The sequence below is a fragment of the Clostridium homopropionicum DSM 5847 genome, from assembly GCF_001263795.1.
Classification (GTDB): domain Bacteria; phylum Bacillota; class Clostridia; order Clostridiales; family Clostridiaceae; genus Clostridium_H; species Clostridium_H homopropionicum.
This window is the reverse complement of record NZ_LHUR01000013.1, coordinates 133,478-158,724: the sequence shown is the minus strand read 5'-3', so window position 1 is coordinate 158,724 and position 25,247 is coordinate 133,478. Positions and strand designations below refer to the sequence as shown.

Genomic DNA, 25,247 nt, shown 5'->3' with positions numbered 1-25,247 from the left:
TATTAAAAAAGTGCTTCCACAAAATCTTTTGAGTTGAATTCTTGTAAATCTTCAATTCCTTCTCCAACTCCAATTAACTTTACTGGTATATTTAATTGATTTTTTATTCCTATTACGACGCCACCCTTTGCAGTTCCATCTAGCTTGGTTAAAATAATTCCATCTATAGGACATACTTCTTTGAATTGTTTTGCTTGTTGAAGTGCATTTTGTCCTGTTGTTCCATCTAAAACTAGCAAAGTTTCCTTATGTGCATCACCATATTCTCTATCAATTATTCTATTAATTTTTTCTAATTCATTCATTAAATTCTTCTTGTTATGAAGTCTACCTGCTGTATCACAGATTAATAAATCTGATTTTCTTGCTTTAGCTGCTTGTATAGCATCAAAAACTACTGATCCAGGATCTGCGCCTTCTTGATGCTTTATAATATCTACTCCTGCTCTATTACTCCATATTTCTAGCTGATCTATAGCAGCTGCTCTAAAGGTATCAGCAGCTGCCATTATTACTTTTAAGCCATCTTTTTTATATTTATATGACATTTTACCAATAGAAGTTGTTTTTCCAACTCCATTTACTCCAATAACTAATAAAACCTTTGGCTTATTGTCAATCTTTACATCAGCTGTTCCATCATCAAGCATTTCAGTTAAAACTTCTTTTAAACAAGTATAAACCTCTTTAGGATCCTTAACTTTATTCTCCTGTACTTTTTCTTTTAACTTATCCATTATTTCTAGTGAGGTTTCAACGCCTATGTCAGCTGTAATTAATATTTCTTCTAGTTCTTCATACAATTCATCATCAATTTTTACAGCTAAATTCAATACTTCTGATACTTTTTCAGTAAAGTTATTTTTTGTTTTAACTAAACCAGTTTTTAATTTATCAAACAAATTCCCAAGCATTTATATCATCTCCTAATAAATATAATTTAATTACCAAAATCAACAGATACTACCTTCGAAACACCTTTTTCCTCCATTGTAATACCATAAAGCACATCTCCTACTTCCATACTTCCCTTTCTGTGTGTAATTATAATAAATTGAGTATTCTTAGAAAATTTCTTTAAAAAATCTGCATATCTTGCTACATTTGAATCATCTAAGGCTGCTTCTATTTCATCTAGTATACAAAATGGAGAAGGTTTCATTTTTAAAATAGCAAATAATAAAGCAATAGCTGATAGACCTTTTTCTCCACCAGACATCAAATTAATATTTTGAAGTTTTTTACCTGGTGGCTGAACATTTATTTCTATATTTGCTGTTAATTCATCACCTTCATCTAAAATAAGGTCAGCATTTCCTCCATTAAATAATTCTTTAAAGGTTTCATTGAAATTTTTCCTTAGCTTAAGGAAGTTTGAATTAAATACTGTCCTCATTTTATCAGTCATTTCATTAACTACATTTATCAATTCTTCTTTCGCCTTAATTAAATCATCCTTTTGATTCTTCATAAAATTATACTTTTCAATCAATTGTTCATATTCTTCAATTGCACCTAAATTTACAGTACCTAATGAAGTTATCTCTTTTTTCAATTCAGTAATTTCATTTTTAAATTGTTCTACATTATCACTCTCTAGTTTTAACTCTAATGCTTCAGCATAAGTTAGCCCCATCTCTTCATTGAGCTTTGAATAAAATACATCCCTTTCAGTTTCATTCTTAACTAAAGATAGCTGCAGATTATTTTGAGTCTTTTCTCCTTTATCAAGCAAGACTCTGACTCTTTCTAAGTTTTCTGAATTATGATTAGTATCCTCTTTTATTTTAATTCTTCTTAATTCATTATTTTTAAATTTTTCTTCTAAGTTTGATAAATCCCTACTAATTTCATTTATTTTATCAGTATTTTGGTTGATTTTATCTTGTGCTTTAGATATTCCTTCCTGTGAATCTTTAATTTCCTTTTCCAAATTATTAATTTCTAAGATTAACTGTTCTAATTCTGTTTTAACTCTTTTTATTTCTCTTGTTTTATTTAATATAGTCTCATCAATCTGTGCTCTTTTCACTTTTATTAAAGTAATCTCTTCATTTATTTTAAAAATTTTCTCCTCTTCTGCCTTGAATAAAGTTTCTATTTCTTCTATTTTAGAAGAAATATTAGCTACGTCCTCTTCTAATAGAGAAATAGTATTGCTAATATTTTTAATACACTCTTCATTTTCATTTATATTTTCTAATGTAACACAAATCTCTTTTTCAGAAATATTTATAGTATTTTTAAGTTTGTCACCTTCATTATTTAAAGCATTAATCTTTTCTTTAATTTTTGTTTTTTCTATATATTCTCCATATAATTTATCTTTTATATCTACAATGGCATCATCAAATAACTTAATATTCTCCTTAGTTTTAAGGATGATTTCATTTAAGCTTTTTAAAGTAGAATTATAATTCATCAACTTTTCTTCTAGTCTATTTATCTCTCTTTTTCTTCCAATTATGTTAGTATTCTTGCTAAAAATACTTCCACCTGTTAACGATCCTCCTGGATTTATCATTTCTCCAAAAAGAGTAACAATTCTAAAGCTATAATTTGTTTCCTTTGCAATGGCTAAAGCACTCCCCATATCTTTAGAAATTAATGTACGTCCTAAAATATGTTCTATTACATTTATGTAACTTACATCACATTCAACCAATTCGCTGGCTATGCCAATAAACCCCTTAATTCCTTCTATTTTATCTGGAATAGAAATTCTTTTACCCTTAATGATTGTTAATGGCAAAAATGTTGCCCTACCAAGATGATATTGCTTTAAATAGTTAATTAATTCTTTTGCAATTTCTTCATTACTCGTAATAATATTTGAGATACTGCTTCCTAATGCAACTTCAATAGCAGTTTCCATATTTTCTGAAGCTTTTAATACCTCTCCTAAAATCCTAGCGTTCCCAATAGCAGAAGGTATTTCTCCTTTATCAATATGTTGCATGAGATTTTTTACTGATTTACTATATCCTTCGTAGTGTTTTTCCAAATTAATTAATGCGTTTTTATTCGCCTCTACTCTATTAAACTCATTATATATTTCCCTGTATTTTAACTCATTATTTTTTAAAATTTTAGTAGCTTTTATTATTTCTATATTATTATTCTCTAACTGTTCTTCATAATTCTTTATTTTTTCTTCAACATTATTATATTCTTCTAATAGCTTGTCTTTTGTAGTTGTATTAATTTTAATAGAGCTTAAATAAGTTTCATTTGTTAATTTAAGTTCTCGAAGTCTATTTTTAAAATTCTCAATACTATTTTTTTTAACTGATGTTTCATTTTTATTTTCAGATATTTTATTCAATAGTTCTTCATTATAAGCTTTTAATTCTTTTAGAGTATAGTTTTCTTTTTCTAAGTTAATCCTTTTTTCTTCAATTAACTTCTCATTCTCAAGTATGTTTTTATTCAAGCTCTCTTGTTCTAAGATATATCTTTCTTCTTCTAATTTAAAATCTTGTAAGTTTTTACGAAGTTCTTCCTGACGCTTAAGGATTTGCTCATGTTTTTTTATATCCTTTTCTATTGATTCATTTAAATTTTTTATTCTTTCATTTAACAAGTCAATTTCAGAATTAAGATTTTGAATTTCACTCTTCTTATGGTAATAATTATTTTTTTCAGACTCGCTTTCTAGTTGAAACTTTTCCATGTCTTTATTTAAAGCTTCTAAATTTAATTTATAATCGTTTATTTCTTTCAAAAATTCCTTTTGTCGCAAATCGTTTTCTAAGATACTTTTCTTTATGTTGGCAATTTTATTTTCAATATTATCAATATTATAAAGCACTAGAGTTACTTCTTTTGACTTCAAGCTTTCCGATAGTGCTAAAAATTGTTTAGCTTTATTTCGTTCTAAATTTAACGGTTCAATCCTCTCTTCATATGTACTAAAAATATCATTTATTCTTTGAAGATTTTGCTCAGTATTTTCAAGTCTTCTTTCTGCTTCCTCTTTTCTTGTCTTGAACTTTACAATACCAGCCGCTTCCTCTAATATACCTCTTCTTTCCTCAGGCTTTCCACTTAATACTGCTTCAATTTTGCCTTGTCCAATAATAGAATAACCTTCTTTACCAATACCGGTATCCATGAAAAGTTCTTGAACGTCTTTTAATCTACACTTTGTATTGTTTATGTAATACTCACTTTCACCAGATCTATATATTCTCCTTGAAACAGTTACCTCATTGTATTCTACTGGAAGCTCTCCATCACTATTATCTAATACAAGACTAACTTGTGCTAAACCAACTGGCTTTCTGTATGCAGTACCAGAGAATATAACATCCTGCATTTTACCTCCTCTAAGATTTTTAATACTTTGCTCTCCTAAAACCCATTTTACTGCATCGGAAATGTTACTTTTTCCGCTTCCATTTGGCCCAACAATTACAGTTATTCCATCCTTGAATAATAATTCCGTTTTATCTGCAAAAGATTTAAAGCCTCTTATCTCAAGTGACTTCAAAAACATAATAACCTCTCCTATTTTTAATTAGTTATTGCTAAATAAGTAAATTGAAAATTTTATTAATTTTATCTTATAATTTTAAAGCAAATTATGATAAATATCAAATAAATACTGTAAAAATTAAAAGTAATAAAGCCGTGCAATGCACGGCTTTTAATTCATTATCTAGGTTCCACTATAAACTTTATAGCTGTTCTTTCATCCCCATCAATAAAGATTTGAGAAAATGCTGGTATAACTACCAAGTCTATACCATTAGGAGCTACAAAGCCTCTTGTAATAGCTAGCGCTTTTACTGCTTGATTTACTGCTCCTGCACCTACTGCTTGAAGTTCAACACTTCCACACTCTCTTAATATTGCTGCTAACGCACCTGCTACAGATTTTGGTTGAGATTGAGCTGATACCTTTAATACTTCCATTAATAATCCTCCCTACAAAAATAATTGTTAAATATAATTGCTTCTTATATGTTTTATAGGGAATATATTCTATATTGTATTAAAATATCCTTCTTTATACTTTGTTTGTAAATATTCTTTAATATTTATTTTTTTACAGTTTTCGTCGATATATAACAATAAACCATTTCTATCTATATTGTTATCTTGAAAAACACTTATTTTATTTGTTTTAATTTGTTCTATCATGTCATTAAAAAATTTCTTTTTATAAGCATATAGCTTTGATAAGTCTTTGCTATTTATATGAATTTCAATATTGTTTATAAATCCATCACTAATATTTTCTCTAATTATTTCATTTATTAAGCTTCCTTCAACTAATTCTCTAAAAGATGGGTGAAATGGACCAGCAACTAAATCTCTATCATAAGTTATTTCTTCAGTAGGCTGAAGTCCTATTCTGATAACATTTATATCATTAGCTACAAAAATAGAGTAAATATCCTTTGAAATTTCTATTGCTTCATTTAAAGTATAAGGAGTATACTTATTTAACTTATACATTGTCTCCATAGCAGTATTTTTTATTACCAGTGCTGGATATATTCTTGCCATACTTGGCTCCATCTGAACTATCATTTTAGTAGTAGCTAAGTCTTTTTTGTAATTATCTCCTGGTAAACCAATCATAATTTGATGACCTAAAATAAATCCATACTTTTTAATTAATTTAGAAGCTTCAAATACGTCTTCTACAGAATGACCTCTGCCAGCCTTAATCAATACTTCTCTATCTAAAGATTGAACCCCTAATTCAATAATATCTACTGAGTAAGCTTTAAGATTTTCTAAAATTTCTATATTAATATAATCTGGTCTAGTAGATAATCTAATATACTTTATAAGTCCTCTATCCTTATACATTTTTGCCACGTGTAAAAAGGATTTCTGCTTTTCTATTGGAATTGCAGTAAAAGTTCCACCATAAAATGATACTTCCACGGTAGAACTTGTATAATCAATAGTACTTAAATAGTCTTCAATAGTTTCTTTTACTAATTCAGGTGTTACTTTTTCTAATACCCCAGTTATGCTTTTTTGATTGCAGAATACACAGTCATGTGGACATCCTTCATGGGGTACAAATATAGGAATTATGTAATGTTTATTCATTTTCTTGCATATCTCCTAACTTTTCTAAAGCTTCTTTTGCAGCATTTTGCTCAGATTCTTTTTTACTATAACCTTCACCTGTGCCAGAAACTAATGGAGTTACCAATACTTCTGAATAGAATTTTCTTCTATGGGGCGGCCCTTCAAAATTTAATAGGTTATACTCAATGTTATAATCGCCATAGCTTTGAATAATCTCTTGAAGCTTAGTCTTATAATCTAAAATAATTTCATCCTTATGGGCCTTTAATAATATTTCACTAAAATTCTCTTCAATGAATCTTTTAGCCTCAGAATATCCTAAATCTAAATATATGGAAGCAATAATAGCTTCAACACAATCAGCAAGGATTGATATACGTGTTCTTCCACCAGTAAGTTCTTCACCTTTACTCATATTAATAAACTCGCCAATATTCCATTTAGTAGCTACATTGTATAAAGAATTTTCACAAACTATAAGAGATCTTTTTTTAGTTAAAAATCCTTCTGGTTTATCTTTGTATGTATTATATAATATTTCTGAAATACACAATTGAAGTATTGAATCTCCTAAAAATTCTAATCTCTCATTTGAACATAAATTCTTGTTCTCATTTACATATGAACTATGCGAAAGCGCCATATCTAATAACTCTATATTATTAAACTTAATATTAAGTATATTTTCTAATTTAGCCAACGTATTTTGCCTATTCTTTTTCATATTCTTGCTCCTTTTATCTAAAAGAAGATCAAAGTCCCGTAGTTTACGGGACTTTGGCTATTCTTCAATATGACTACTAATGTATTCTACTACATCTCCAACCTTTGTTACCTTTTCAGCTTCTTCATCTGGTATTTCAATATCAAACTCTTCTTCTAATGCCATAATAAGTTCTACAACATCTAAAGAATCAGCACCTAAGTCATCAACAAACAATGAATCCAATTTTATTGTATTTTCATCAAGACCTAGTTGGTCTGCTATAATTTTTTTAACTCTGTTAAATACCATTTTCTTCACCTCCTAATTATAATTTCTACAATATGATAATATTATATAACTTATACATCGTCAATAAGATAATATTATTTTAATAATAGCTTTATACCATTTTTTCTTCTATTGATCCTCTTATTTTGTTAAGTATATCATTTTGTTTAAAGTTAACTGCTTGCCTTATTGCATTTTTAATAGCCTTTGCATCAGAGCTTCCATGAGCTTTTATGCAAATTCCATCTACTCCAAGGAAAGCTGCTCCACCATATTCTTTATAATCGAAGTCTTTTTTAAATTTATCAAATACAGGCTTTAAAATAATACCACCAATTTTAGTTCTGAAAGAAGACATAATTTGCTCTTTTAATGTAGAAAAAATTGTTGCTGCAACTCCTTCATACATTTTTAGCACTGTATTACCAACAAACCCATCACACACTAAAACATTAACTTTTCCTTCTGGAATTTCTCTTGGTTCAACATTTCCAACAAAGTTCAATGTGCTATCTTTTATTAACTTATGTGCTTCTTTAGTTAATTCATTTCCCTTTTCTTCCTCAGAACCAATATTTATCACTCCAACAGTAGGATTATCAATATTTAATATATTCTCAAAATAAGTTTCCCCCATAAGTGCAAATTGTAATAGATTAATAGGTTTGCAATCTGCATTTGCACCGCAGTCAATAACCATAAATGGCCCGTTTTTACCAGGCATAATAGGAGCTAGTGCAGGTCTATTTACCCCTTTGATTCTACCTACTACTAGTGTAGCACCAGCTAAAAAAGCGCCAGTACTTCCAGCAGATATAATTGCATCTGCATCTTTATTTTTAACTAATTCTAAAGCTTTATACAAACTGGAATCTTTTTTCCTACGAATCGCCATTACAGGATGTTCATTATTTGTTATAATCTCTTTAGCATCCATAACTTTTATTCTATCGCCAGAGTATCCATTGCTAGACAATTCTTTTTCTAATAACTCCTTAGGACCAGTAACTATAATCTCTATATCAGAATGAGTCTTGCATGCCTCAATACAACCTTCAATTATAGAATGAGGAGCATAATCTCCACCCATGCCATCCACCGCAATTTTCATAATTCCACCTCATTTTAGCATATTATTTCTTTTCATTTCATACATAAATTATACTAAAAAAAGTCCAAAAAAAGAAAGTCATTAGACTTTCTTTCTTAATCTTCTTTAGAAATTATTTCTTTTCCATTATAGTAACCACAATCTTTACATACTCTATGAGCAAGCTTCATTTCGTGGCATTGTGGACATTCAACAATTCCTGGTAAACTTAATTTAAAAGTTTGAGCTCTTCTAGAATCTCTTCTAGCTGTTGACATTTTTCTTTTTGGATGTGCCATCTATTTTCACCTCCTTAGTTAGTTGAGAAAAATTCTCTTAACTTTGCAAGCCTTGGATCAATATCATTCTTTTCACAATTACATGTGGAATGATTCAAATTAGTGCCACATACCGAACATAGTCCTTTACATTCTTCAGTGCAAAGTTTTTTCATTGGTAGTGACAATATAATGTTTGTCTCAATGATTGGAGAGAAATCTATCTTATCACTATTAATAATGATAATATCGTTATCCTCATCACGAAGAACTTTTGAAAACTTTTCATGAATCTCTATTTCTAAAGGGTAATTAAAGTTTTCAAGACACCTGGAACAAACAAGGTTTAATGTTGTTTGAATAGTTCCATCAAAATTGATTATATCACCTGTAGTAGTAATAGTACCTTCAACTTTGATAGGATCTACAAACTGTATATCTTCACCTTCAAATGTGATGTTTTTACCCTCAAAAGATACACTGACTTCTTTTTTATTGGTCTTCTTGCCTATTAAATCAGAAATATCGATTAGCATAAGTACACCTCTATTATTATAAATGGGCTAATAAATTTAGCATTTAAGCAGAATTTATTAGCCACAAACTATTATATAAACACGCCAATAAAAAGTCAAGCAATATATTTTAATTTGTTATAATTTGTTTTATTTCTCAACTATTGCTTTAGTATCTCTTGCTATCATTAATTCTTCATTAGTAGGAATAACCATTAATTTAACTTTAGAATCATCTGTACTTATTATTCTAGCTTCGCCTCTTACGTTATTCTTTTCTGGGTCTACTTTAGCACCTACAAATCCAAATGAATTTCCTAATTGTTCTCTAATTTCTATTCCATTCTCTCCAAGTCCTGCTGTAAATACGATTGCATCTACACCACCCATTATAGCTGTATAAGAACCAGTATATTGGATAACTCTGTATTTAAACATATCTAATGCTAATTGAGCTCTTTCATTTCCTTCTTTTGCAGCAGCTTCAATATCTCTAAAATCACTACTTACACCTGAAATTCCATATACACCAGATTTTTTGTTCATTAAAGTATCAAGATCTTCTACTGAATACTTACATTCTTTTAGTAAGAAAGTTACTATAGCTGGGTCAACATTTCCGCATCTAGTTCCCATAGCTAATCCACCAAGTGGAGTGAATCCCATTGTTGTATCTATACACTTTCCATTTTTAATAGCTGCTAAACTAGCTCCATTTCCTAAATGGCAAGTTATTATTCTTAAATCTTTTAAATCTTTTCCTAACATTTCAGCAGCCACAGAAGATACATATTTATGAGATGTTCCGTGGAAACCATATTTTCTTATTCCATAATCTGTATATAATTCATATGGTAATGAATACATGTATGCGTGTTTTGGCAATGTTTGATGGAATGCAGTATCAAATACAGCTACCATAGGAGTATTTGGCATTAATTCTTTACATGCATTTATACCTATTATATTTGGAGGATTATGTAATGGAGCTAATTTAATAAAATCATCTAAAGCTTTCATTACATTTTCATCAATTAATACAGAATCAGCATAAGCTTCTCCACCATGAACAACTCTGTGACCTACAGCAGAAATTTCTGACATGCTGCTTATTACTCCATGTTCTTTATCAACTAAAGCGCCAAGTACTAATTCTATTGCTTTTTTATGATCTGGCATTGGCTCTTCAATAATATATTTTTCACCATTTGATTTTTGTGTTAAAATTGATCCTTCTAAGCCGATTCTTTCTACTAATCCTTGAGCTGATGGTTTTTCAGTAGTCATATCGATAAGTTGATATTTTAAAGATGAACTTCCACAGTTAATAACTAATACTTTCATGAGTTTTCCTCCTAAATTAATTTATATGATATTATTTAACAAATTTTATACTAAGTTTTACATAAGTTATTGAGCTTGAACTGCTGTAATAGCAACAACGTTTACTATATCTTCAGCACTACATCCTCTTGATAAATCGTTAATTGGTTTAGCAAATCCTTGACAAATAGGGCCTACTGCATCTGCATGAGCAAATCTTTGAACTAATTTATATCCAATATTTCCTGCTTGTAAATCTGGGAAAACTAAAACATTAGCTTTTCCTGCTACAGGGCTATTTGGAGCTTTAAGTTCAGCTACCTCTTTTACAAGTGCAGCGTCTAATTGTAATTCTCCATCAATTGCAAGATCTGGTCTTTGAGCTTTTGCAAGTTCTGTTGCTTTTCTAACCTTATCAACTAGTTCATGACTAGCACTTCCCATAGTAGAGAAGGATAACATGGCAACTCTAGGTTCCATTCCACATAACTTTTTAGCAGTTTCTGCAGTTGCAATAGCAATAGAAGCTAGTTCTTCAGCAGTTGGGTTAGGGTTTACTGCACAATCTGCAAATAATAATAATCCATCTTGTCCATATTGGCAATTAGGTACTTGCATTACAAATGTACCAGAAACTATAGAAATCCCTGGAGTAGTTTTAACAATTTGAAGTCCCGGTCTTAATAAATCACCAGTTGTATGAATTGCTCCTGATACCATTCCATCAGCATCTCCAACTTTAACCATAACTGTTCCAAAGTATAATGGATCTTTTACTACTTGAAGAGCTTTTTCTTCAGTCATACCTTTATTTTTTCTTATTTCATAAAGTTCTTTTGCATATGCTGGAGTCTTTTCATAGGTTTCAGGATCAATTAAAGTTATTCCATCAAGATTTAAATTTAATTCCTTAGCTCTTGTAGTAATTTTAGTTTCATTACCTATTAAAACTACCTTAGCTAATTTATTATCTTTTATTTTTTCTGCGGCAATTAAGTTTCTATCTTCCTCACCTTCTGGAAGTAAAATAGTTTTTAAATCTTTTTTTGCCAATTCCCACATTTTTTCCATAAATCCCATAATTAATTTCTCCTTTCAATCTAGATCAGTTTACTGTATATTATATGTATAAAATACTCTATTATAATATACACCTACTTTACTATAATTTTCAATAACAAATATATAATTTTTCATTGGTTTTCAATTTTAATTGTTATACTATATACATTTATTGAGATAATTAATTATTATAATCCTATAAAAGAAAGGTGATTTAATGAATATATCAAGCATAATTACAGAATATAATCCAATGCACAACGGTCATTTATTACATATAAATAAGACCAAAGAGGTTACAAAATGCGATGGATTGATCTGTGTTATGAGTGGAAATTTTGTACAAAGAGGTGCCCCCTCTATTATTGATAAATGGAGTAAAACAGAAATTGCTCTTAAAAATGGTGTTGATTTGGTAATCGAATTACCTTCAACCTATAGTTTATCTTCAGCTGAATTTTTTTCTTATGGGGCAGTAAGTCTATTAAATTCATTAGGTATAGTAAAATCAATATGTTTTGGAAGCGAGCATGGAGATATAAAATTATTATATAAAATTGCAGAAATATTATATAAAGAATCTAATGAATTTAAAAGTTCTTTAAGAAATTATTTATCACAAGGAATTTCTTTCCCAAAAGCTAGAAATAAAGCCTTAAATGAAATTATTATTTCTAATAGTGAATTTGATAATATAGAACTTGATAATATTCTAAATAATTCAAATAATATTCTTGGAATAGAGTATTGTAAAAGTTTACTAAAATTAAATAGCTCTATAATACCACACACAATTCAAAGAATTGGATCTAGTTATAACGAATCTAATTTAATTGGTCTACTTCCAAGTGCGACCTCCATAAGAAATTCACTTAAAACTGATAATTCTATTGAATCAATAATAAATGCTGTTCCTTCTAATACCTTAAATAAACTACAAGAAAACATCACAAATAAATCTCTAGTTTTTGAGAATAGCATTTTTCCATATATAAAATATAAAGCTTTAACAAATAATAACAATTTATTTAACCTTCCTGATGCTTCGGAAGGGTTAGATAATAAAATATATAAAGCCTTACATAATAGTAATACTTATGATGAACTTTTGGATAAAGTAAAAAGCAAAAGATATTCATATACTAGAATTTCAAGATTGTTATGTCAATATTTTATTGGTCTTGAAAATATGACCAGAAACGAACTTATTGCTCTAAGGAACTCTAACGCTCACTACGCAAGAGTATTAGGTTTCAACTCTTTAGGAAGAACCATATTAAAAGAAATTAAAAAAGTGAGTTCAATACCTATTATAACAAAAGTTCCAAAACAGCTATGCAAACCGTTAGAATTAGATATTTTAACAACTAAAGCTTATAGTATAATAAATTCTTCTATTTCACCAGAAGCAGATTTCACAATTTCTCCAATTCGTATATTATAAATGTAATATTATATCCTAATTAAAATATAAATATAGTAGTCATGCTCATGTACCAATATTTATTTTAAGGGGATTTAATATGAAACTACTCTTTTATTTAATATTTTTAATTATAGGATTGTTGATATTCAATTTAATAAAAAGTAAAAATAAAGGCTTTAGTAAAAATTTTATATTTACTTTATTATGTACTATACTAATTTTCAATATTGTTTTGAATCCGAAAGTTTGTATAGATTCTGCTTTAGAAGGTGCCCAATTATTCCTTAACTCAGTGTTTGTTTCCTTGTTCCCTTTCCTAGTATTAATAAACATAATGCTTTACTATGATGGAGTTAATATATATTCAAATCTGTTAGGTGGAATTTTATGCAAACCTCTTAAACTTCCTAGAGAATGTTCCGTTGTTATATTAATCAGTATTTTATGTGGATATCCCTTAGGAGCAAAATATGCTTGTGAACTTTACGAAAAAAAAATTATATCCTATACTACCTGCGAAAGGTTAATTAGTATTGCTTCAAATCCAAGTCCTCTATTTATACTAGGTGCTATAGGTACATCAATGCTAAAAGATCCTTCTCTAGGATTAATACTTCTTATTTCAAGTTATTTATCATGTATTATAATGTCTTTTTTACTGCCTTCTCATAAAAACTTAAATGATAACATTTACCTCTATAGAAATGTAACCAAAGAAAATACAACTATAGGAGATATACTAAAAAATAGTATTGATAATGCAATTAAGACCTCTATTTCCATAGGCGGATTTATCATATTCTTTTCAGTTCTCACCGCAATAATAAAAAACAATATCTTATTTGATATTGTTTTTAAAAGTATTTCCTCATTTACAGGAATGAATTTAGTTTTGCTTGAAAGTTTTTTTCTTGGTTTATTAGAGATGACAAATGGAACTCATTTAATTTCAGAGTTAAATATAGACATACTATATAAATTAATTATAATAAGCTTTTTTATAGCATTTAGTGGTATATCAATAATATCACAAACATATTCTATTACTTATAAGTACAACTTTCCAATTAATTTATATGTTAAAAGAAAAGTTCTACAAGGGTTAGTATGTATTCTATTAACTCTCATCATATATAAAAGCAATATGCTAGACCTTTCCCAATCTACTTTTAATATCGGGTTAATGAATTATTCATCAATTAATTTAAAAAAAATATTTTTAATTGAAGTATTCATTTTATCAATTCCAATAGTAATGAAAAAGTTACTTATTAGATTCTCTTAGCTCCGTTATATTCTTTCTTATAATATCTATAACAGAGGTTATGTTGCTTTCTGTAGCTTTTAAATATTCCTCTGTTTCATTTTTTATTGTAACAAGCATTTTTTCGCCCTTAATATTAATTTGACTTTCTAACTGAGATAGTATTTCATCTGCATATTCTTTAGCTCCAAGCCTTATTGTTTTAGCATCACGATTAGCTGCAGCAATTATTTCTTGTGCTTTTGCCTCTGCTTCCCTAGTAATGCTATGCTTTTCGATTTCCCTTTTTAAGGCTTCAAAGCTTTCTATTTTTATCTGTTCAGATTGTTTATAAGCATCATTTAAAATTCTTTCTTTTTCATTACATATCCATTGTGCTTTTTTAAACTCTTCTGGAAGATAGTTAATTATTTGCTCAATAATATCTATAACTTCAGTTTTGTTTACAACAGTCTTATTTACAAAAGGCATAGTATGTGCAGTTTCAATTATCTCTTGAAGATATTCTAATAATCTCATTACCTCCATAAAATTATCCACCCTACTTTTTTAATTTCATCTTAATATCATCAATAATTTCTTCTGGAACAAGATCGTTTATACAACCACCAAACATTGCTACCTGTTTTAAAGATGAAGAGCTTAAATAAGCATATTTTGCACTAGTCATCATGCATAGGGTTTCAATGTCTTGGTTTAATTTTTTGTTAACTAGTGCCATTTGAAATTCATATTCAAAATCTGATACAGCCCTTAGTCCTTTAATAATAACTTGAGCTTTATTTTCCACCATATAATTAACTAAAAGCCCATTAAAACTATCTACCTCAATATTATCCAGGTGATTTGTTACCTTTTCTATTAGTTCAACTCTTTCTTCAATATTAAATAATCCCTTTTTATCTGGATTTATAAGTACAGCAACAATTAATTTATCAAAAACTTTAGCTGATCTCTCAATAATATCTAAGTGCCCCTTCGTTATAGGATCAAAACTACCTGGGTAAACTGCTATCCTCATTTCAAACCTCCCCATGCTTATAAAAACATACAGTAGTATTACCATATTTTCTATAATCATATAATACAATTTTCTCATTTCCTTTATAAATGTCTTCTGAAGAATCAATCTTAGTTACAATAATACCGTTTTCAGCTAATAATGATTCAGAAGTTATTATTTCAATTGCAGGTGGAATCATGTCTTTAGCATAAGGTGGATCAATAAATATTAAATCAAAAATCAATCCCTTTTTACTAAAGTCCTTCAATGCTGCGTATGAATCCTTATTTATACATTTACACTTTTCTTGAAAGCCTAAATTTTTAACATTTTGCATTAAAATATTAAATGTAGAAGGATGTTTATCTACAAGATAACATTCTTTAGCACCTCTACTTACCGCTTCTAGCCCTAGGCTGCCTGTACCTGCAAATACATCTACAGCATTAGCATCTACAATATCGTTTTGAATTATATTAAAAATATTTTCCTTTACTCTGTCTAGGGTCGGACGAGTCTGTATTCCATCTGGGGGCAAAATTTTTTTCCCCTTAGCAATTCCTGAAATAATTCTCATATTAATCCTCCTATGTTAATACGTGAAGTCTATCTTAACTCACATTTTAACATATATAAAGTCATTATACAAAAATATTTTAAAATTATCATATTATTATTAATTAAAACAAATTAATTTAGATGTTTCTTTTAACTTTGCAATAATTTTATTTTTTATGATAATATCTTCCTTTTTATCACTTTTAACTAGAATTTTTGCTTCATTGCTAGCTATTTTTAATAAATTAATATCATCGATTAAATTTGCTAAGCTAAAACCATCTTCACCATGCTGATTCATCCCAAAAATTTCTCCGCTACCTCTCAATTTTAAATCTTCTTCAGCAATATAAAAGCCATCATTACTCTTCGTTATTATATTCATTCTCTTTTTTGATACTTCACTTTTTAAATCGCTAATTAAAATGCAATAGGATTTTTTATTTCCTCTGCCAACTCTTCCCCTTAGTTGATGCAATTGCGATAAACCAAATCTTTCTGCATTCTCTATAATCATAACAGTAGCATTGGGAACATTTACCCCTACTTCAATAACAGTAGTAGATACCAAAACTTTAACTTTATTATCTCTAAAATTTTCAATTATAACATCCTTATGCTTTGGAGGCATTTTCCCATAAAGCATTTCTATTGGAATACCATTAAAATATTCTTGTTTAAGTTCTGCAAATAATTCTTCAACAGAAATTACTTTTATTTCTTCATTTTCTTCTACTAATGGACATACAATGTATACTTGAGTACCTTTTTTTATCTCTTTAAGAGCAAATTCATATGCTAAGTATCTTTTATTCTTCTCTATGAAAAATGTATCTACCTTACTCCTTCCGGGTGGTAATTCATCAATTACTGAAACTTCCAAGTCACCATACATAGTCAAAGCAAGAGTTCTAGGAATAGGTGTAGCTGACATTACTAGTACATCTACATTACTATTTTTATTTAGTAATCTGTTTCTTTGACCAACTCCAAATCTATGTTGTTCATCAGTTACTATAATCCCTAAGTTAAAAAACTCTACATCTTCTTCTAGCAATGCATGAGTACCAACAATTAAATCTATTTTACCTAATTTTAATTCTTCTTTTACTCTATTTTTTTCAGTTTTAGATATACTTCCTATAAGTAAACCAATATTTACTCCAAAATCATAAAAAAGTTTTTTTGCCTCCTCAAAATGCTGAGATGCTAATATTTCAGTAGGAGCCATCAATACACCTTGATATCCATTTTTAATAGCATTAAATAATGCTATCAATGCTATTATTGTTTTACCAGATCCAACGTCTCCTTGAACAAGCCTATTCATAGGCCTACTTTTCTTTTCGTCAATAAGAATTTCCCTTATAACTCTATTTTGCGCATTTGTCAAATTATATGGCAGCTTTTCCTTTAACAATTTCAATTCTGGAGAAATTTTATAGCTAATCCCTTGATTTTCTCTATATTTTTTAAGCATTTCTAGCTTTAAGCAATAACTAAAAAGCTCCTGGAATTTAAGCCTTTCCTTAGATTGTTGAAGCTTATAATTATCTTCAGGAATGTGTATATTTCTAATGGCTTGGTCTAAAGAGAATAAATTATATTTAGTTAATACTGTATTAGGAAGCGATTCAACAAACTTAAATTTTGATAATACTTCATTGATTAACTTATTTAAAAGATTATTTGAAATACCAGCTGTTAAATTATATTTAGGTTTTATACTGCAACTGTATTTTTCAACGTTCTTAATTTCTGGATTTATAAATATCTTTTTATTTTTTTCTATTTTTAATGTTCCTGAAAAAATATATTCTCTATTAAGTTCAATTTTGTTTTTAATATAAGGTTGATTAAACCACTTAGCTTCTAATAATATATTTTCATTTTTGATTAAAACTGTAGAAAGAATCAGGTTTCTTCTTATATAAGCATCCTTCTTAATATTCTTAATCAAAACTTTCGTTGTAACTCTTTTACTTTCCTTAACCTCCTCTATGCTTTCAAAAAAACTATTAAACTCATAGTCTCTTGGAAAATATAAAATTAAATCAAGAATTTTAAATATTCCACATTTGTTTAGCGCAATTTTAGTTTTAGGTCCTACACCTTTCATTACTGTAATATCATCATTAATATTCATGTAATCATACTCCAAATAAAATTATAACAAAAAAAGCCCTTAGGCTTTTCTTATTCAACAGCGATAATAAAATAGTATAAGGGTTGTTCTCCACTATAGCAGTGGACATCTAAATCTTCGTATTGTTTTTCTATACTATTAATAAATTCTTGAACCTTTTCTTCATCACAATCTTTACCATAAAAAATTGTAATTAGCTCACTTTCTTCAGTAACCATTTTATCTATTACATTTTTACAAACTTCATAAATATCTTTTCCAACTTCAGCTATTTTACCTTCAATTAATCCTAAAATATTTCCTTCTTTAATTACTTTGCCATCCATTTCAGTGTCTCTAACAGCATATGTAATTGATCCAGTATTAACTTTTTTAATTGCTTCTTTCATTTCTTGAATATTATCTTCAAAAGACATTTCTCCATTGAATACTGTAAGTGCAGTTACTCCTTGAGGAATAGTCTTTGTTGGTAGTACAATTACATTTTTCTCTGATAATTCTGCCGCTTGCTCTGCAGCCATTATAATATTTTTATTATTAGGCAAAATAAAAATATTTTTTGCATTTGCTTTATTAATATGTTCAATGAAGTCTTGAGTACTAGGGTTCATAGTTTGACCACCTTCAATAACATAGTCGACACCTAGTTCTTCAAAAATATGTTTAATTCCTTTACCCATTGCAACTGATATAAATGTAAATTCTTTCTCATTTTCTTTAATTACATTGGTATTTGTAATAGGTGCAACATCATCAGATTTTGTAGAAGCATATTCTAATTCTAGAATTTGCCTATGTTGTTCTCTCATATTATCAATTTTAATTTTTGATAATTCACCGAATTTTACAGCTTTAGATAAGATATTTCCTGGATCATTTGTGTGGATATGTACCTTTATTATTTCATCTAGCCCTACTACAATCATAGAATCTCCTAAAGGTTCTAATTGATCTCTTAATGTATTTGCATTTTCAGCTGCATTCTTTGAGATTACAAAAAACTCAGTACAGTATCCGAATTTAATATCTTCCAGTTTAATATTTGCACTTTTAATAAAGTTGCTTTCTTCTTGAGAGTCTATATCTTCTTTAATATCAGATTTTATTCCGTCTTTTAAAGCTTCATACATTCCTTTAAAAATAATTAAAAGACCCATTCCTCCTGCATCTACTACTTGAGCTTCTTTTAAAGCTGGAAGCATGTCAGGAGTCTTATTTAATACAACTTCAGAGTGTTCATAAACCTTCTTTAATAATCCAACTATATCCTTTTCATTTGCCTCTATGGCACTTTCACCTGCTGCTCTTATGATTGTTAAAATTGTACCTTCAGTAGGTCTCATAACAGCCTTATAAGCAAAATTAGCACCTTCTTTTATACAATTAGCAAAGGAAACTGCATCTATTTCATCATATCCTTCCATTCCCTTAGCTATACCCCTAAAAATCTGTGAAAGAATAACTCCTGAGTTACCTCTTGCTCCCATTAGGGCTCCTCTAGATACACGTTTTGCAACTTCAGATATGGAGACTGTTTCTAAATTCTCAATTTCTGATACTGCACTTTTAAAAGTCATTGACATGTTTGTACCTGTATCACCATCTGGTACTGGAAATACATTTAAAGAATTAACATATTCCTTTTTTCCGTGAAGACTGTTTGCTGCATTTATTACCATATTCCGCAAATCATGTCCATTTATCTTAAAACGTTCCAATTTTAGTACCTCCTTAGACCCTTACACCTTGAACATTTACAGTTATACTTCCAACATTTAATCCTGTATACTTCTCAATATTATATTTTACCTTTTGAATAATATTATTTGCTATAACTGAAATTTTTGTTCCATACTGAACGATAATATATAATTCAATACACAATTTATTATCTTTATTATAAAGCTTAACACCCTTGCTTAAACTTTCTGCTCTAATTAACTCCCAAAGTCCATCTTTAGCATTTCTTGAGGCCATACCAACTACTCCATAGCATTCCATTGTAGAAACTCCAATAATATTTGCCAAAACCTCGTCAGAATAATTCACCAAACCAAAGTTATTGGTTATTCCAAGCATACAAATTCCTCCTTGTATATTACTCACACATATTATTTATTTTATAATATATATATGATATAATCAAGAAAATTAATGATATATATACTTTTTCTTACTGTTAGAAATATATTTTACTTGCCAAAATCACAATTTTTGTGCTACAATATAAGACGTTCTATCGTATGGAATTATTATCTTCATTTAGGAGGTGTTATTAATGTCAAAGAAATGCGAAGTATGTGGAAAAGGCGTTATATCAGGCGTTCAATACAGCCATTCTCATCGTCAAACAAAGAGAAGATGGTCTCCAAATATAAAAAGCGTTAAAGCTCTAGTTAGTGGTACACCTAAAACAATCAGCGTATGTACTAGATGCTTACGTTCTGGAAAAGTTCAACGTGCTATTTAATAATTTGGATATTATATAAAAAATGCAATTGTATAACAATTGCATTTTTTATTTTCATCCTTTTTTAAATATTCTTATTATCTTAGATATAAACTTAGGTACCTTAATAGCAACAATTCTCATAATACCCTCCTAATATATAGCTATTAAATAAAAAAAGTTCATTCTATTTATATTTTATGCTTAACAATAAAATTTGTTACAAAAAATATAGCAAGATATGTTTTTCACATCTTGCTAATCTGTTGGAAAAATAATTAATAAAATTCCTTTTGTAAATTCAATATTTACTTTTTCTTCTAAGAATTCATTTGAAATAGTTATTGGATCTCCTATTTTCAAAAAATAATCCTTAAGTAAATACTTAGCTCCGTTTATAGTTAAATTATATACATCTGAAAAGTACGCCGCTAAAGAAAAGGTAGTGCGAGCACTTCCTTTTATAGTAACACTTTTATCCGTTATCATAATAACATTATTATCATCTTTCATTGTAGCCAAAATATTTTTTCTAAGACATTTTAGCAGCATTCCAAGGTTGCCCATTAGGTGATCCAGTCTACTTCCTGTACAACCTAATAAAACAATTTCCTTTGCTCCTAAGCTTATAGCTTTATCAACAGCAATTTCAGTATCTGTATAATCTTTCTCTGGAGGATATTTCAATATTTCAGTATTAGTATTTCTAAAAAACTCTAATGCTTCTTCTTTTATTGAGTCTAAATCTCCGATAATATAGTCTGTATAAATTCCATATTCATACAATGAATTAGCACCACTATCAGCACAAATTACACAATTAGAATTTAATAATTCCTTTTTAATTAAGTCAAGAGATGGTTTTTTCCCTCCAGATATTATTACAAACTTCATGATTAATATTTTTCCTTTAAAGCTTTAATGTTATCTTCTAATTTTCCATCCTTAAATACCGATGAACCTGCTACAATAACATTTGCTCCACTTTCAATTACTTCTTTAATATTATCTACTCCTATACCACCATCAACTTGAATTAATAAATCTTTATTGTATTTTTCAGATAGTTTTTTTACCTCTTTAATCTTTTCTGAACAGTACTTTATATATTTTTGACCTCCAAAGCCGGGATTAACAGACATTATTAATACCATATCTACAATCCCTATCAGGTTATTAAGTGATGATACTGGTGTACCAGGATTTAAAGCAATACCCGCTTTAACTCCAAAGCTTTTTATATAATTTATTGTTCTATCCAAATGTCTATCAGCTTCATAATGAACTGTTATAATATCTGCTCCAGCTTTAACAAAATCCTCAATATACCTTGCAGGATCCTCAATCATTAAATGGACATCGAAAGGTAACTTTGTAAGCTTTCGTATGCTCTTCATAATGGGAACTCCAAAAGATATATTTGGAACAAACATTCCATCCATTACGTCTATGTGTAAAAGGTCTGCTCCGTATCTTTCTAATTTATATACATCTTCTCCTAACTTTGAAAAATCTGCTGATAAAAGGGATGGTGATAACTTTACCATTTGTCCTTTCCTCCTTTAATAATTTCTTCTAGCGTTTTTATGTAAAAATCATATCTATTGTTGTTAATTTCTCCCTCATCTAATGCTTGTTTTATCCTGCATCCAGGTTCTTTGTAATGCATACATCCATTAAACTTACACTGGGAATCATATTTAAAAAATTCAGGGAAAAATTCTTTTAGACTTTCCTTACTTTTAATTGAAAGCTCAATAGTAGAGAATCCTGGAGTATCCACTAGGAACCCTCCAGAAATCTCAATTAATTCACTGTGTCTTGTAGTATGTTTTCCTCTTTTTAGTTTTTCACTTATGTCTCCAGTTTCCATTAATTCAGTTCCTACAAATTTATTTAAAATTGTAGATTTTCCAACTCCTGAAGGACCACAAAATACGGTGACATTTCCTTTGAATTTATCTTTAATCTTATCGAGACCAATACCTTTTTTAGCATTTAAAAAGACGTACTCATATCCAGCACTTTCCACCATCTTAACTGCTTCATGATTAATAAAATTTTCTTCTAAATCTATTTTATTAAAACATACAATAGATTTTATATTTTTCATCTCACACTGCAATAAAAACTTATTTAAAAGCTCTAAATTGATTTCCGGATTTTTTAATGCAAATACAACAAAAGCTTGGGAAACATTAGAAACTGCTGGCCTGATTAATTGATTTTTTCTTTTGCAAATATCCTCTATAGCTCCTTGATCATTTTTAATGGAAATAATTACATTATCTCCTACCATAGGAACTAATCCTTTACTTCTAAATTTGCCTCTTGCCTTGCATTCAATAATATCATTATTGATTTTTACATAATAAAATCCGCCAATTCCTTTAATAATCGTTCCTTCCATTTTTCCTCCTAGCTTATTATGGATTTGGTTCACTAGTTAATTTAATAACAGTACCTGCTTCAACTTCTTTTCCAGCATAAGTATCCTGTACTGTTATAATAAAATCATCTCTTCCGCTTACATCTAAAATCAAATCATAATTTTGTGCAATTCTTCGAGCTTCTTTTACTGTTTTATTTACAAAATTAGGAACAATAATCAAACTTTTATCACCATATACATAATAGCTTAAATTTATTACAGTGTTTTCTTTAACTTCTTTATTTGGCTCAATACTTTGAACTGTTACTATTCCATCTTTAGATTCGTCCTGCGTCTTTATTTTTGTAAGAACCCCTAATTTCAATTTTGCATTGACTATGAGTTCTTCTGCCTCATCAACATTTTTGTTAACTAGATTTGGTACTTTAGTCATTTTAGATTCTGAACCATTACTAACTACTAAATCCACTGTAGTATTAGTACCAATAGGAGAATCAGGTTTTGGAGATTGATCTGCTACTTTACCTTTATCAATTGTATCGCTGAAAACATATGTTACTTTACCTAGTTTTAAATTATATACCTTTAGATACTCTTTTGCTGCTTCAAACTCTATCTCAATTAAATTTGGAACTGTTGATACCTTTGGTCCAGAGCTTAATATTACTCTTACTTCATCATTTTCACTTCTATCAATTTCTGTACCTGGATATGGGTAACAATTAATAACTACTCCTGCTGGCTTATCACTGCTTTCAGTTGTAGCAACAAATTTCAAATCTTTTTCTTCAACAAGCCTCTGAGCCTCTTCCTTATCTAAGCCTATAATATCAGGAACTATAACTTTACCAGTAGGTTTATCAACACCACTCAATTTGCCTCCTGAAAGCATATATGCAGAAATAAACCCAACTAAAATAACTGTAATCGCAATTAAACTTACTATTAATATTTTCTTTTTCTTCATAGTTATACCACTGCCACCTGAAACATTTTCAATTTCATCATTTTCTATATCATCATAATCTTCATCTTCATAATCATGAATAGGCCTCATAATCATAGTATAATCATTCTCTTTATTATCTATTGATAGCTCTACATTAGGATTATCTTTAATTTTTTGAAGATCGTTTAATATTTCAGTTGCACTTTGATATCTTCTAAATTGTTCTTTTTCTATAGCCTTTAAAATTAATCTATTTAGGCTTTCTGGTATCTTTGGATTTACCTCTTTTGGTGGTTTTACCTGTTCTTGAATGTGCTTTATTGCTACAGAAACAGGACTATCTCCATCATAAGGAAGTTTACCAGTTACCATTTCATAAAGAATAATTCCTAATGAATATATATCAGTTTTACAATCAACATAGTTTCCTCTAGCCTGTTCTGGAGAAAAATAATGAGCCGATCCAAGAATTCTATCAGAATTAGTGATTGTAACTGAAGAAGTAGCTTTAGCTATACCAAAATCCGTAACTTTCACTACACCATCCTTAGTCACAAGAATATTGTGTGGTTTAACATCCCTATGAATAATATTATTTTTATGTGCGCACTCTAATGCTTTTCCTATCTGAATAGCTAAAATTATAGCTTCATTATATCTAAGAACCTTTTGTTCATTTATAATTTCCTTCAAAGTTTTTCCATCAATATATTCCATTACTATGTAATTAATATTTTTTTCTGAACCAATATCATAAATACTTACAATATTGTTATGTGATAAACTTGCAGCAGATGCGGCCTCTTGCTTAAATTTAGCTACGAACTCCATATTATCAACAAATTGTGATTTTAATATTTTTACAGCAACATACCTGTTTAATAGATGGCATTTAGCTTTATAAACTTCAGCCATACCGCCTTCACCGATTTTTTCTAATAACTCATATCTATTTCCTAGAATAGTACCTATCATTTTTGCACTCTCCTTCAAAAACAATCACAGAAATATTATCTCTTCCACCTTTTTCTTTGCTTCTCTCTACTAAATATTTACTTGCATCTTCATTATCATTATTTATTATTATATCATAAATTTCTTCTTTACTAATTTCATTTGTCAATCCATCTGTACAAAGTAAAAATTTAATTTTTGTATCTAATTCAATTGCATAGATATCTACTTCAACATTTTCCTTAGTTCCAAGAGCTCTTGTAATTATATTTTTATTTGGGTGTTTTAATGCCTCCTCTTCACTAATACTGCCATCATCTACCAATTCTTGTACTAAAGAATGATCTTTTGTAATCTTTTTTATTGAATTATCCTTTATTATATAACAGCTGCTATCTCCAACATTTGCTATAATGGCGTTATTATCTTTAATTAAACAAGCTGTAATAGTTGTCCCCATACCATTTAAATTATTACTTGATATGGATGTTTCATACACAACTTTGTTTGCATAACAAATAGCATTTCGAAACTCTTCTTCTAAGTTATTTAAATCCCCTAAATTTTTAATATACTCAATACATGACTCTACTGCAATTTTGCTTGCTACATCTCCTGCATTATGGCCCCCCATACCGTCAGCAACAATATACATACTTATTTCTTCATTGGAAAAAAAACCTACATAATCTTCGTTCACGTCCCTGGTATTCCCAACATCGGACAAAATTCCAATTGATTTACTGTTTTTCTCTCTATAAAACTCACCCATAAAACTTACCCTCCATCA

General features: G+C 28.9%; 25 protein-coding genes. 3 read left to right on the top strand and 22 right to left on the bottom strand.

Going from position 1 to position 25,247, the window contains the following annotated elements:
- Positions 1–2: 2 nt before the first annotated feature.
- From ftsY to pta, 11 genes are all read right to left on the bottom strand, one after another.
- The gene (gene ftsY, locus CLHOM_RS05625) at positions 3–914 is read right to left on the bottom strand and encodes a signal recognition particle-docking protein FtsY (RefSeq protein WP_052220718.1); all 912 of its coding nucleotides are present in this window, start codon (positions 912–914) and stop codon (positions 3–5) included.
- 26 nt (positions 915–940) lie between these two features.
- Positions 941–4,498: a chromosome segregation protein SMC gene (gene smc, locus CLHOM_RS05620; RefSeq protein WP_052220717.1), complete on the bottom strand. Its 3,558-nt coding sequence runs from the start codon at positions 4,496–4,498 to the stop codon at positions 941–943.
- A 158-nt stretch (positions 4,499–4,656) separates the two neighbouring features.
- The gene (locus CLHOM_RS05615) at positions 4,657–4,917 is read right to left on the bottom strand and encodes a stage V sporulation protein S (RefSeq protein ID WP_052220716.1); all 261 of its coding nucleotides are present in this window, start codon (positions 4,915–4,917) and stop codon (positions 4,657–4,659) included.
- Positions 4,918–4,986: 69 nt separating this feature from the next.
- The gene (locus CLHOM_RS05610) at positions 4,987–6,072 is read right to left on the bottom strand and encodes an elongator complex protein 3 (RefSeq protein ID WP_052220715.1); all 1,086 of its coding nucleotides are present in this window, start codon (positions 6,070–6,072) and stop codon (positions 4,987–4,989) included.
- Positions 6,065–6,778 carry a ribonuclease III gene (gene rnc, locus CLHOM_RS05605; RefSeq protein WP_052220714.1) on the bottom strand — a complete coding sequence of 238 codons (714 nt, stop codon included), beginning with the start codon at positions 6,776–6,778 and terminating at the stop codon, positions 6,065–6,067. Before rnc ends, CLHOM_RS05610 begins: the two co-directional genes overlap by 8 nt.
- 57 nt (positions 6,779–6,835) lie before the next feature.
- On the bottom strand, positions 6,836–7,069 hold the full coding sequence (gene acpP, locus CLHOM_RS05600; protein ID WP_052220713.1) for an acyl carrier protein: 234 nt from the start codon (positions 7,067–7,069) through the stop codon (positions 6,836–6,838).
- 91 nt (positions 7,070–7,160) lie between these two features.
- A complete protein-coding gene (gene plsX, locus CLHOM_RS05595) occupies positions 7,161–8,159 on the bottom strand; it encodes a phosphate acyltransferase PlsX (RefSeq protein ID WP_052220712.1) in 999 nt (332 codons plus the stop codon).
- 95 nt (positions 8,160–8,254) lie between these two features.
- Positions 8,255–8,437, bottom strand: a complete 183-nt coding sequence (gene rpmF, locus CLHOM_RS05590; protein ID WP_052220711.1) for a 50S ribosomal protein L32 — start codon at positions 8,435–8,437, stop codon at positions 8,255–8,257.
- Positions 8,438–8,451: 14 nt separating this feature from the next.
- Positions 8,452–8,952 carry a YceD family protein gene (locus tag CLHOM_RS05585; RefSeq protein ID WP_052220710.1) on the bottom strand — a complete coding sequence of 167 codons (501 nt, stop codon included), beginning with the start codon at positions 8,950–8,952 and terminating at the stop codon, positions 8,452–8,454.
- 129 nt (positions 8,953–9,081) lie between these two features.
- Positions 9,082–10,275 (bottom strand): acetate kinase, encoded by a 1,194-nt coding sequence (locus CLHOM_RS05580; RefSeq protein ID WP_052220709.1) that lies wholly within the window; start codon positions 10,273–10,275, stop codon positions 9,082–9,084.
- 66 nt (positions 10,276–10,341) lie between these two features.
- The gene (gene pta, locus CLHOM_RS05575; protein ID WP_052220708.1) at positions 10,342–11,334 is read right to left on the bottom strand and encodes a phosphate acetyltransferase; all 993 of its coding nucleotides are present in this window, start codon (positions 11,332–11,334) and stop codon (positions 10,342–10,344) included.
- 199 nt (positions 11,335–11,533) lie between these two features.
- Here pta and CLHOM_RS05570 point away from each other — a divergent pair, with 199 nt between their 5' ends.
- Together CLHOM_RS05570 and ylbJ are read left to right on the top strand one after the other, a co-directional pair.
- Entirely contained in the window at positions 11,534–12,760 is a 1,227-nt protein-coding gene (locus tag CLHOM_RS05570; protein ID WP_052220707.1) for a nucleotidyltransferase, read from the top strand.
- A 79-nt stretch (positions 12,761–12,839) separates the two neighbouring features.
- On the top strand, positions 12,840–14,027 hold the full coding sequence (gene ylbJ / locus CLHOM_RS05565; RefSeq protein WP_052220706.1) for a sporulation integral membrane protein YlbJ: 1,188 nt from the start codon (positions 12,840–12,842) through the stop codon (positions 14,025–14,027).
- Here ylbJ and CLHOM_RS05560 read toward each other — a convergent pair.
- The 6 genes from CLHOM_RS05560 to CLHOM_RS05535 form a co-directional block, all read right to left on the bottom strand.
- Positions 14,007–14,534, bottom strand: coding sequence for a hypothetical protein (locus CLHOM_RS05560; protein ID WP_052220705.1), 528 nt, complete (start codon positions 14,532–14,534; stop codon positions 14,007–14,009). The two genes, ylbJ and CLHOM_RS05560, sit on opposite strands and share 21 nt — an antisense overlap.
- Before the next feature lie 13 nt (positions 14,535–14,547).
- A complete protein-coding gene (coaD, locus tag CLHOM_RS05555; RefSeq protein ID WP_052220704.1) occupies positions 14,548–15,027 on the bottom strand; it encodes a pantetheine-phosphate adenylyltransferase in 480 nt (159 codons plus the stop codon).
- A gap of 1 nt (position 15,028) precedes the next feature.
- On the bottom strand, positions 15,029–15,586 hold the full coding sequence (gene rsmD, locus CLHOM_RS05550; protein WP_052220703.1) for a 16S rRNA (guanine(966)-N(2))-methyltransferase RsmD: 558 nt from the start codon (positions 15,584–15,586) through the stop codon (positions 15,029–15,031).
- 99 nt (positions 15,587–15,685) lie between these two features.
- Positions 15,686–17,713, bottom strand: coding sequence for an ATP-dependent DNA helicase RecG (recG, locus tag CLHOM_RS05545; protein WP_052220702.1), 2,028 nt, complete (start codon positions 17,711–17,713; stop codon positions 15,686–15,688).
- Between the two features lie 50 nt (positions 17,714–17,763).
- Positions 17,764–19,431 carry a DAK2 domain-containing protein gene (locus tag CLHOM_RS05540; protein ID WP_052220701.1) on the bottom strand — a complete coding sequence of 556 codons (1,668 nt, stop codon included), beginning with the start codon at positions 19,429–19,431 and terminating at the stop codon, positions 17,764–17,766.
- Between the two features lie 13 nt (positions 19,432–19,444).
- Positions 19,445–19,792 carry an Asp23/Gls24 family envelope stress response protein gene (locus CLHOM_RS05535; protein ID WP_052220700.1) on the bottom strand — a complete coding sequence of 116 codons (348 nt, stop codon included), beginning with the start codon at positions 19,790–19,792 and terminating at the stop codon, positions 19,445–19,447.
- A 199-nt stretch (positions 19,793–19,991) separates the two neighbouring features.
- Here CLHOM_RS05535 and rpmB point away from each other — a divergent pair, with 199 nt between their 5' ends.
- Positions 19,992–20,183, top strand: coding sequence for a 50S ribosomal protein L28 (gene rpmB / locus CLHOM_RS05530; protein WP_052220699.1), 192 nt, complete (start codon positions 19,992–19,994; stop codon positions 20,181–20,183).
- A 237-nt stretch (positions 20,184–20,420) separates the two neighbouring features.
- On the opposite strand, the gene CLHOM_RS05525 is transcribed toward rpmB, so the two are convergent.
- Genes CLHOM_RS05525 through CLHOM_RS05505 form a run of 5 tightly spaced genes read right to left on the bottom strand, consistent with a single transcriptional unit; the run spans position 20,421 to position 25,229 of the window.
- Positions 20,421–21,056 (bottom strand): thiamine diphosphokinase, encoded by a 636-nt coding sequence (locus tag CLHOM_RS05525; protein ID WP_052220698.1) that lies wholly within the window; start codon positions 21,054–21,056, stop codon positions 20,421–20,423.
- 2 nt (positions 21,057–21,058) lie between these two features.
- Positions 21,059–21,709 carry a ribulose-phosphate 3-epimerase gene (rpe, locus tag CLHOM_RS05520; RefSeq protein ID WP_052220697.1) on the bottom strand — a complete coding sequence of 217 codons (651 nt, stop codon included), beginning with the start codon at positions 21,707–21,709 and terminating at the stop codon, positions 21,059–21,061.
- Positions 21,703–22,572, bottom strand: coding sequence for a ribosome small subunit-dependent GTPase A (rsgA, locus tag CLHOM_RS05515; protein ID WP_052220696.1), 870 nt, complete (start codon positions 22,570–22,572; stop codon positions 21,703–21,705). The genes rpe and rsgA overlap by 7 nt, the downstream gene beginning before the upstream one ends.
- 16 nt (positions 22,573–22,588) lie before the next feature.
- A complete protein-coding gene (pknB, locus tag CLHOM_RS05510; RefSeq protein WP_052220695.1) occupies positions 22,589–24,478 on the bottom strand; it encodes a Stk1 family PASTA domain-containing Ser/Thr kinase in 1,890 nt (629 codons plus the stop codon).
- Positions 24,453–25,229 carry a Stp1/IreP family PP2C-type Ser/Thr phosphatase gene (locus tag CLHOM_RS05505; RefSeq protein ID WP_052220694.1) on the bottom strand — a complete coding sequence of 259 codons (777 nt, stop codon included), beginning with the start codon at positions 25,227–25,229 and terminating at the stop codon, positions 24,453–24,455. Before CLHOM_RS05505 ends, pknB begins: the two co-directional genes overlap by 26 nt.
- Between the last annotated feature and the right edge of the window lie 18 nt (positions 25,230–25,247).

What these genes read in the sequence shown, in the direction of transcription:
- ftsY (WP_052220718.1), bottom strand. Translation starts at nt 914, where the DNA reads ATGCTTGGGAATTTGTTTGATAAATTAAAAACTGGTTTAGTTAAAACA.
- smc (WP_052220717.1), bottom strand. Translation starts at nt 4,498, where the DNA reads ATGTTTTTGAAGTCACTTGAGATAAGAGGCTTTAAATCTTTTGCAGAT.
- CLHOM_RS05615 (WP_052220716.1), bottom strand. Translation starts at nt 4,917, where the DNA reads ATGGAAGTATTAAAGGTATCAGCTCAATCTCAACCAAAATCTGTAGCA.
- CLHOM_RS05610 (WP_052220715.1), bottom strand. Translation starts at nt 6,072, where the DNA reads ATGAATAAACATTACATAATTCCTATATTTGTACCCCATGAAGGATGT.
- rnc (WP_052220714.1), bottom strand. Translation starts at nt 6,778, where the DNA reads ATGAAAAAGAATAGGCAAAATACGTTGGCTAAATTAGAAAATATACTT.
- acpP (WP_052220713.1), bottom strand. Translation starts at nt 7,069, where the DNA reads ATGGTATTTAACAGAGTTAAAAAAATTATAGCAGACCAACTAGGTCTT.
- plsX (WP_052220712.1), bottom strand. Translation starts at nt 8,159, where the DNA reads ATGAAAATTGCGGTGGATGGCATGGGTGGAGATTATGCTCCTCATTCT.
- rpmF (WP_052220711.1), bottom strand. Translation starts at nt 8,437, where the DNA reads ATGGCACATCCAAAAAGAAAAATGTCAACAGCTAGAAGAGATTCTAGA.
- CLHOM_RS05585 (WP_052220710.1), bottom strand. Translation starts at nt 8,952, where the DNA reads ATGCTAATCGATATTTCTGATTTAATAGGCAAGAAGACCAATAAAAAA.
- CLHOM_RS05580 (WP_052220709.1), bottom strand. Translation starts at nt 10,275, where the DNA reads ATGAAAGTATTAGTTATTAACTGTGGAAGTTCATCTTTAAAATATCAA.
- pta (WP_052220708.1), bottom strand. Translation starts at nt 11,334, where the DNA reads ATGGGATTTATGGAAAAAATGTGGGAATTGGCAAAAAAAGATTTAAAA.
- CLHOM_RS05570 (WP_052220707.1), top strand. Translation starts at nt 11,534, where the DNA reads ATGAATATATCAAGCATAATTACAGAATATAATCCAATGCACAACGGT.
- ylbJ (WP_052220706.1), top strand. Translation starts at nt 12,840, where the DNA reads ATGAAACTACTCTTTTATTTAATATTTTTAATTATAGGATTGTTGATA.
- CLHOM_RS05560 (WP_052220705.1), bottom strand. Translation starts at nt 14,534, where the DNA reads ATGGAGGTAATGAGATTATTAGAATATCTTCAAGAGATAATTGAAACT.
- coaD (WP_052220704.1), bottom strand. Translation starts at nt 15,027, where the DNA reads ATGAGGATAGCAGTTTACCCAGGTAGTTTTGATCCTATAACGAAGGGG.
- rsmD (WP_052220703.1), bottom strand. Translation starts at nt 15,586, where the DNA reads ATGAGAATTATTTCAGGAATTGCTAAGGGGAAAAAAATTTTGCCCCCA.
- recG (WP_052220702.1), bottom strand. Translation starts at nt 17,713, where the DNA reads ATGAATATTAATGATGATATTACAGTAATGAAAGGTGTAGGACCTAAA.
- CLHOM_RS05535 (WP_052220700.1), bottom strand. Translation starts at nt 19,792, where the DNA reads ATGCTTGGAATAACCAATAACTTTGGTTTGGTGAATTATTCTGACGAG.
- rpmB (WP_052220699.1), top strand. Translation starts at nt 19,992, where the DNA reads ATGTCAAAGAAATGCGAAGTATGTGGAAAAGGCGTTATATCAGGCGTT.
- CLHOM_RS05525 (WP_052220698.1), bottom strand. Translation starts at nt 21,056, where the DNA reads ATGAAGTTTGTAATAATATCTGGAGGGAAAAAACCATCTCTTGACTTA.
- rpe (WP_052220697.1), bottom strand. Translation starts at nt 21,709, where the DNA reads ATGGTAAAGTTATCACCATCCCTTTTATCAGCAGATTTTTCAAAGTTA.
- rsgA (WP_052220696.1), bottom strand. Translation starts at nt 22,572, where the DNA reads ATGGAAGGAACGATTATTAAAGGAATTGGCGGATTTTATTATGTAAAA.
- pknB (WP_052220695.1), bottom strand. Translation starts at nt 24,478, where the DNA reads ATGATAGGTACTATTCTAGGAAATAGATATGAGTTATTAGAAAAAATC.
- CLHOM_RS05505 (WP_052220694.1), bottom strand. Translation starts at nt 25,229, where the DNA reads ATGGGTGAGTTTTATAGAGAGAAAAACAGTAAATCAATTGGAATTTTG.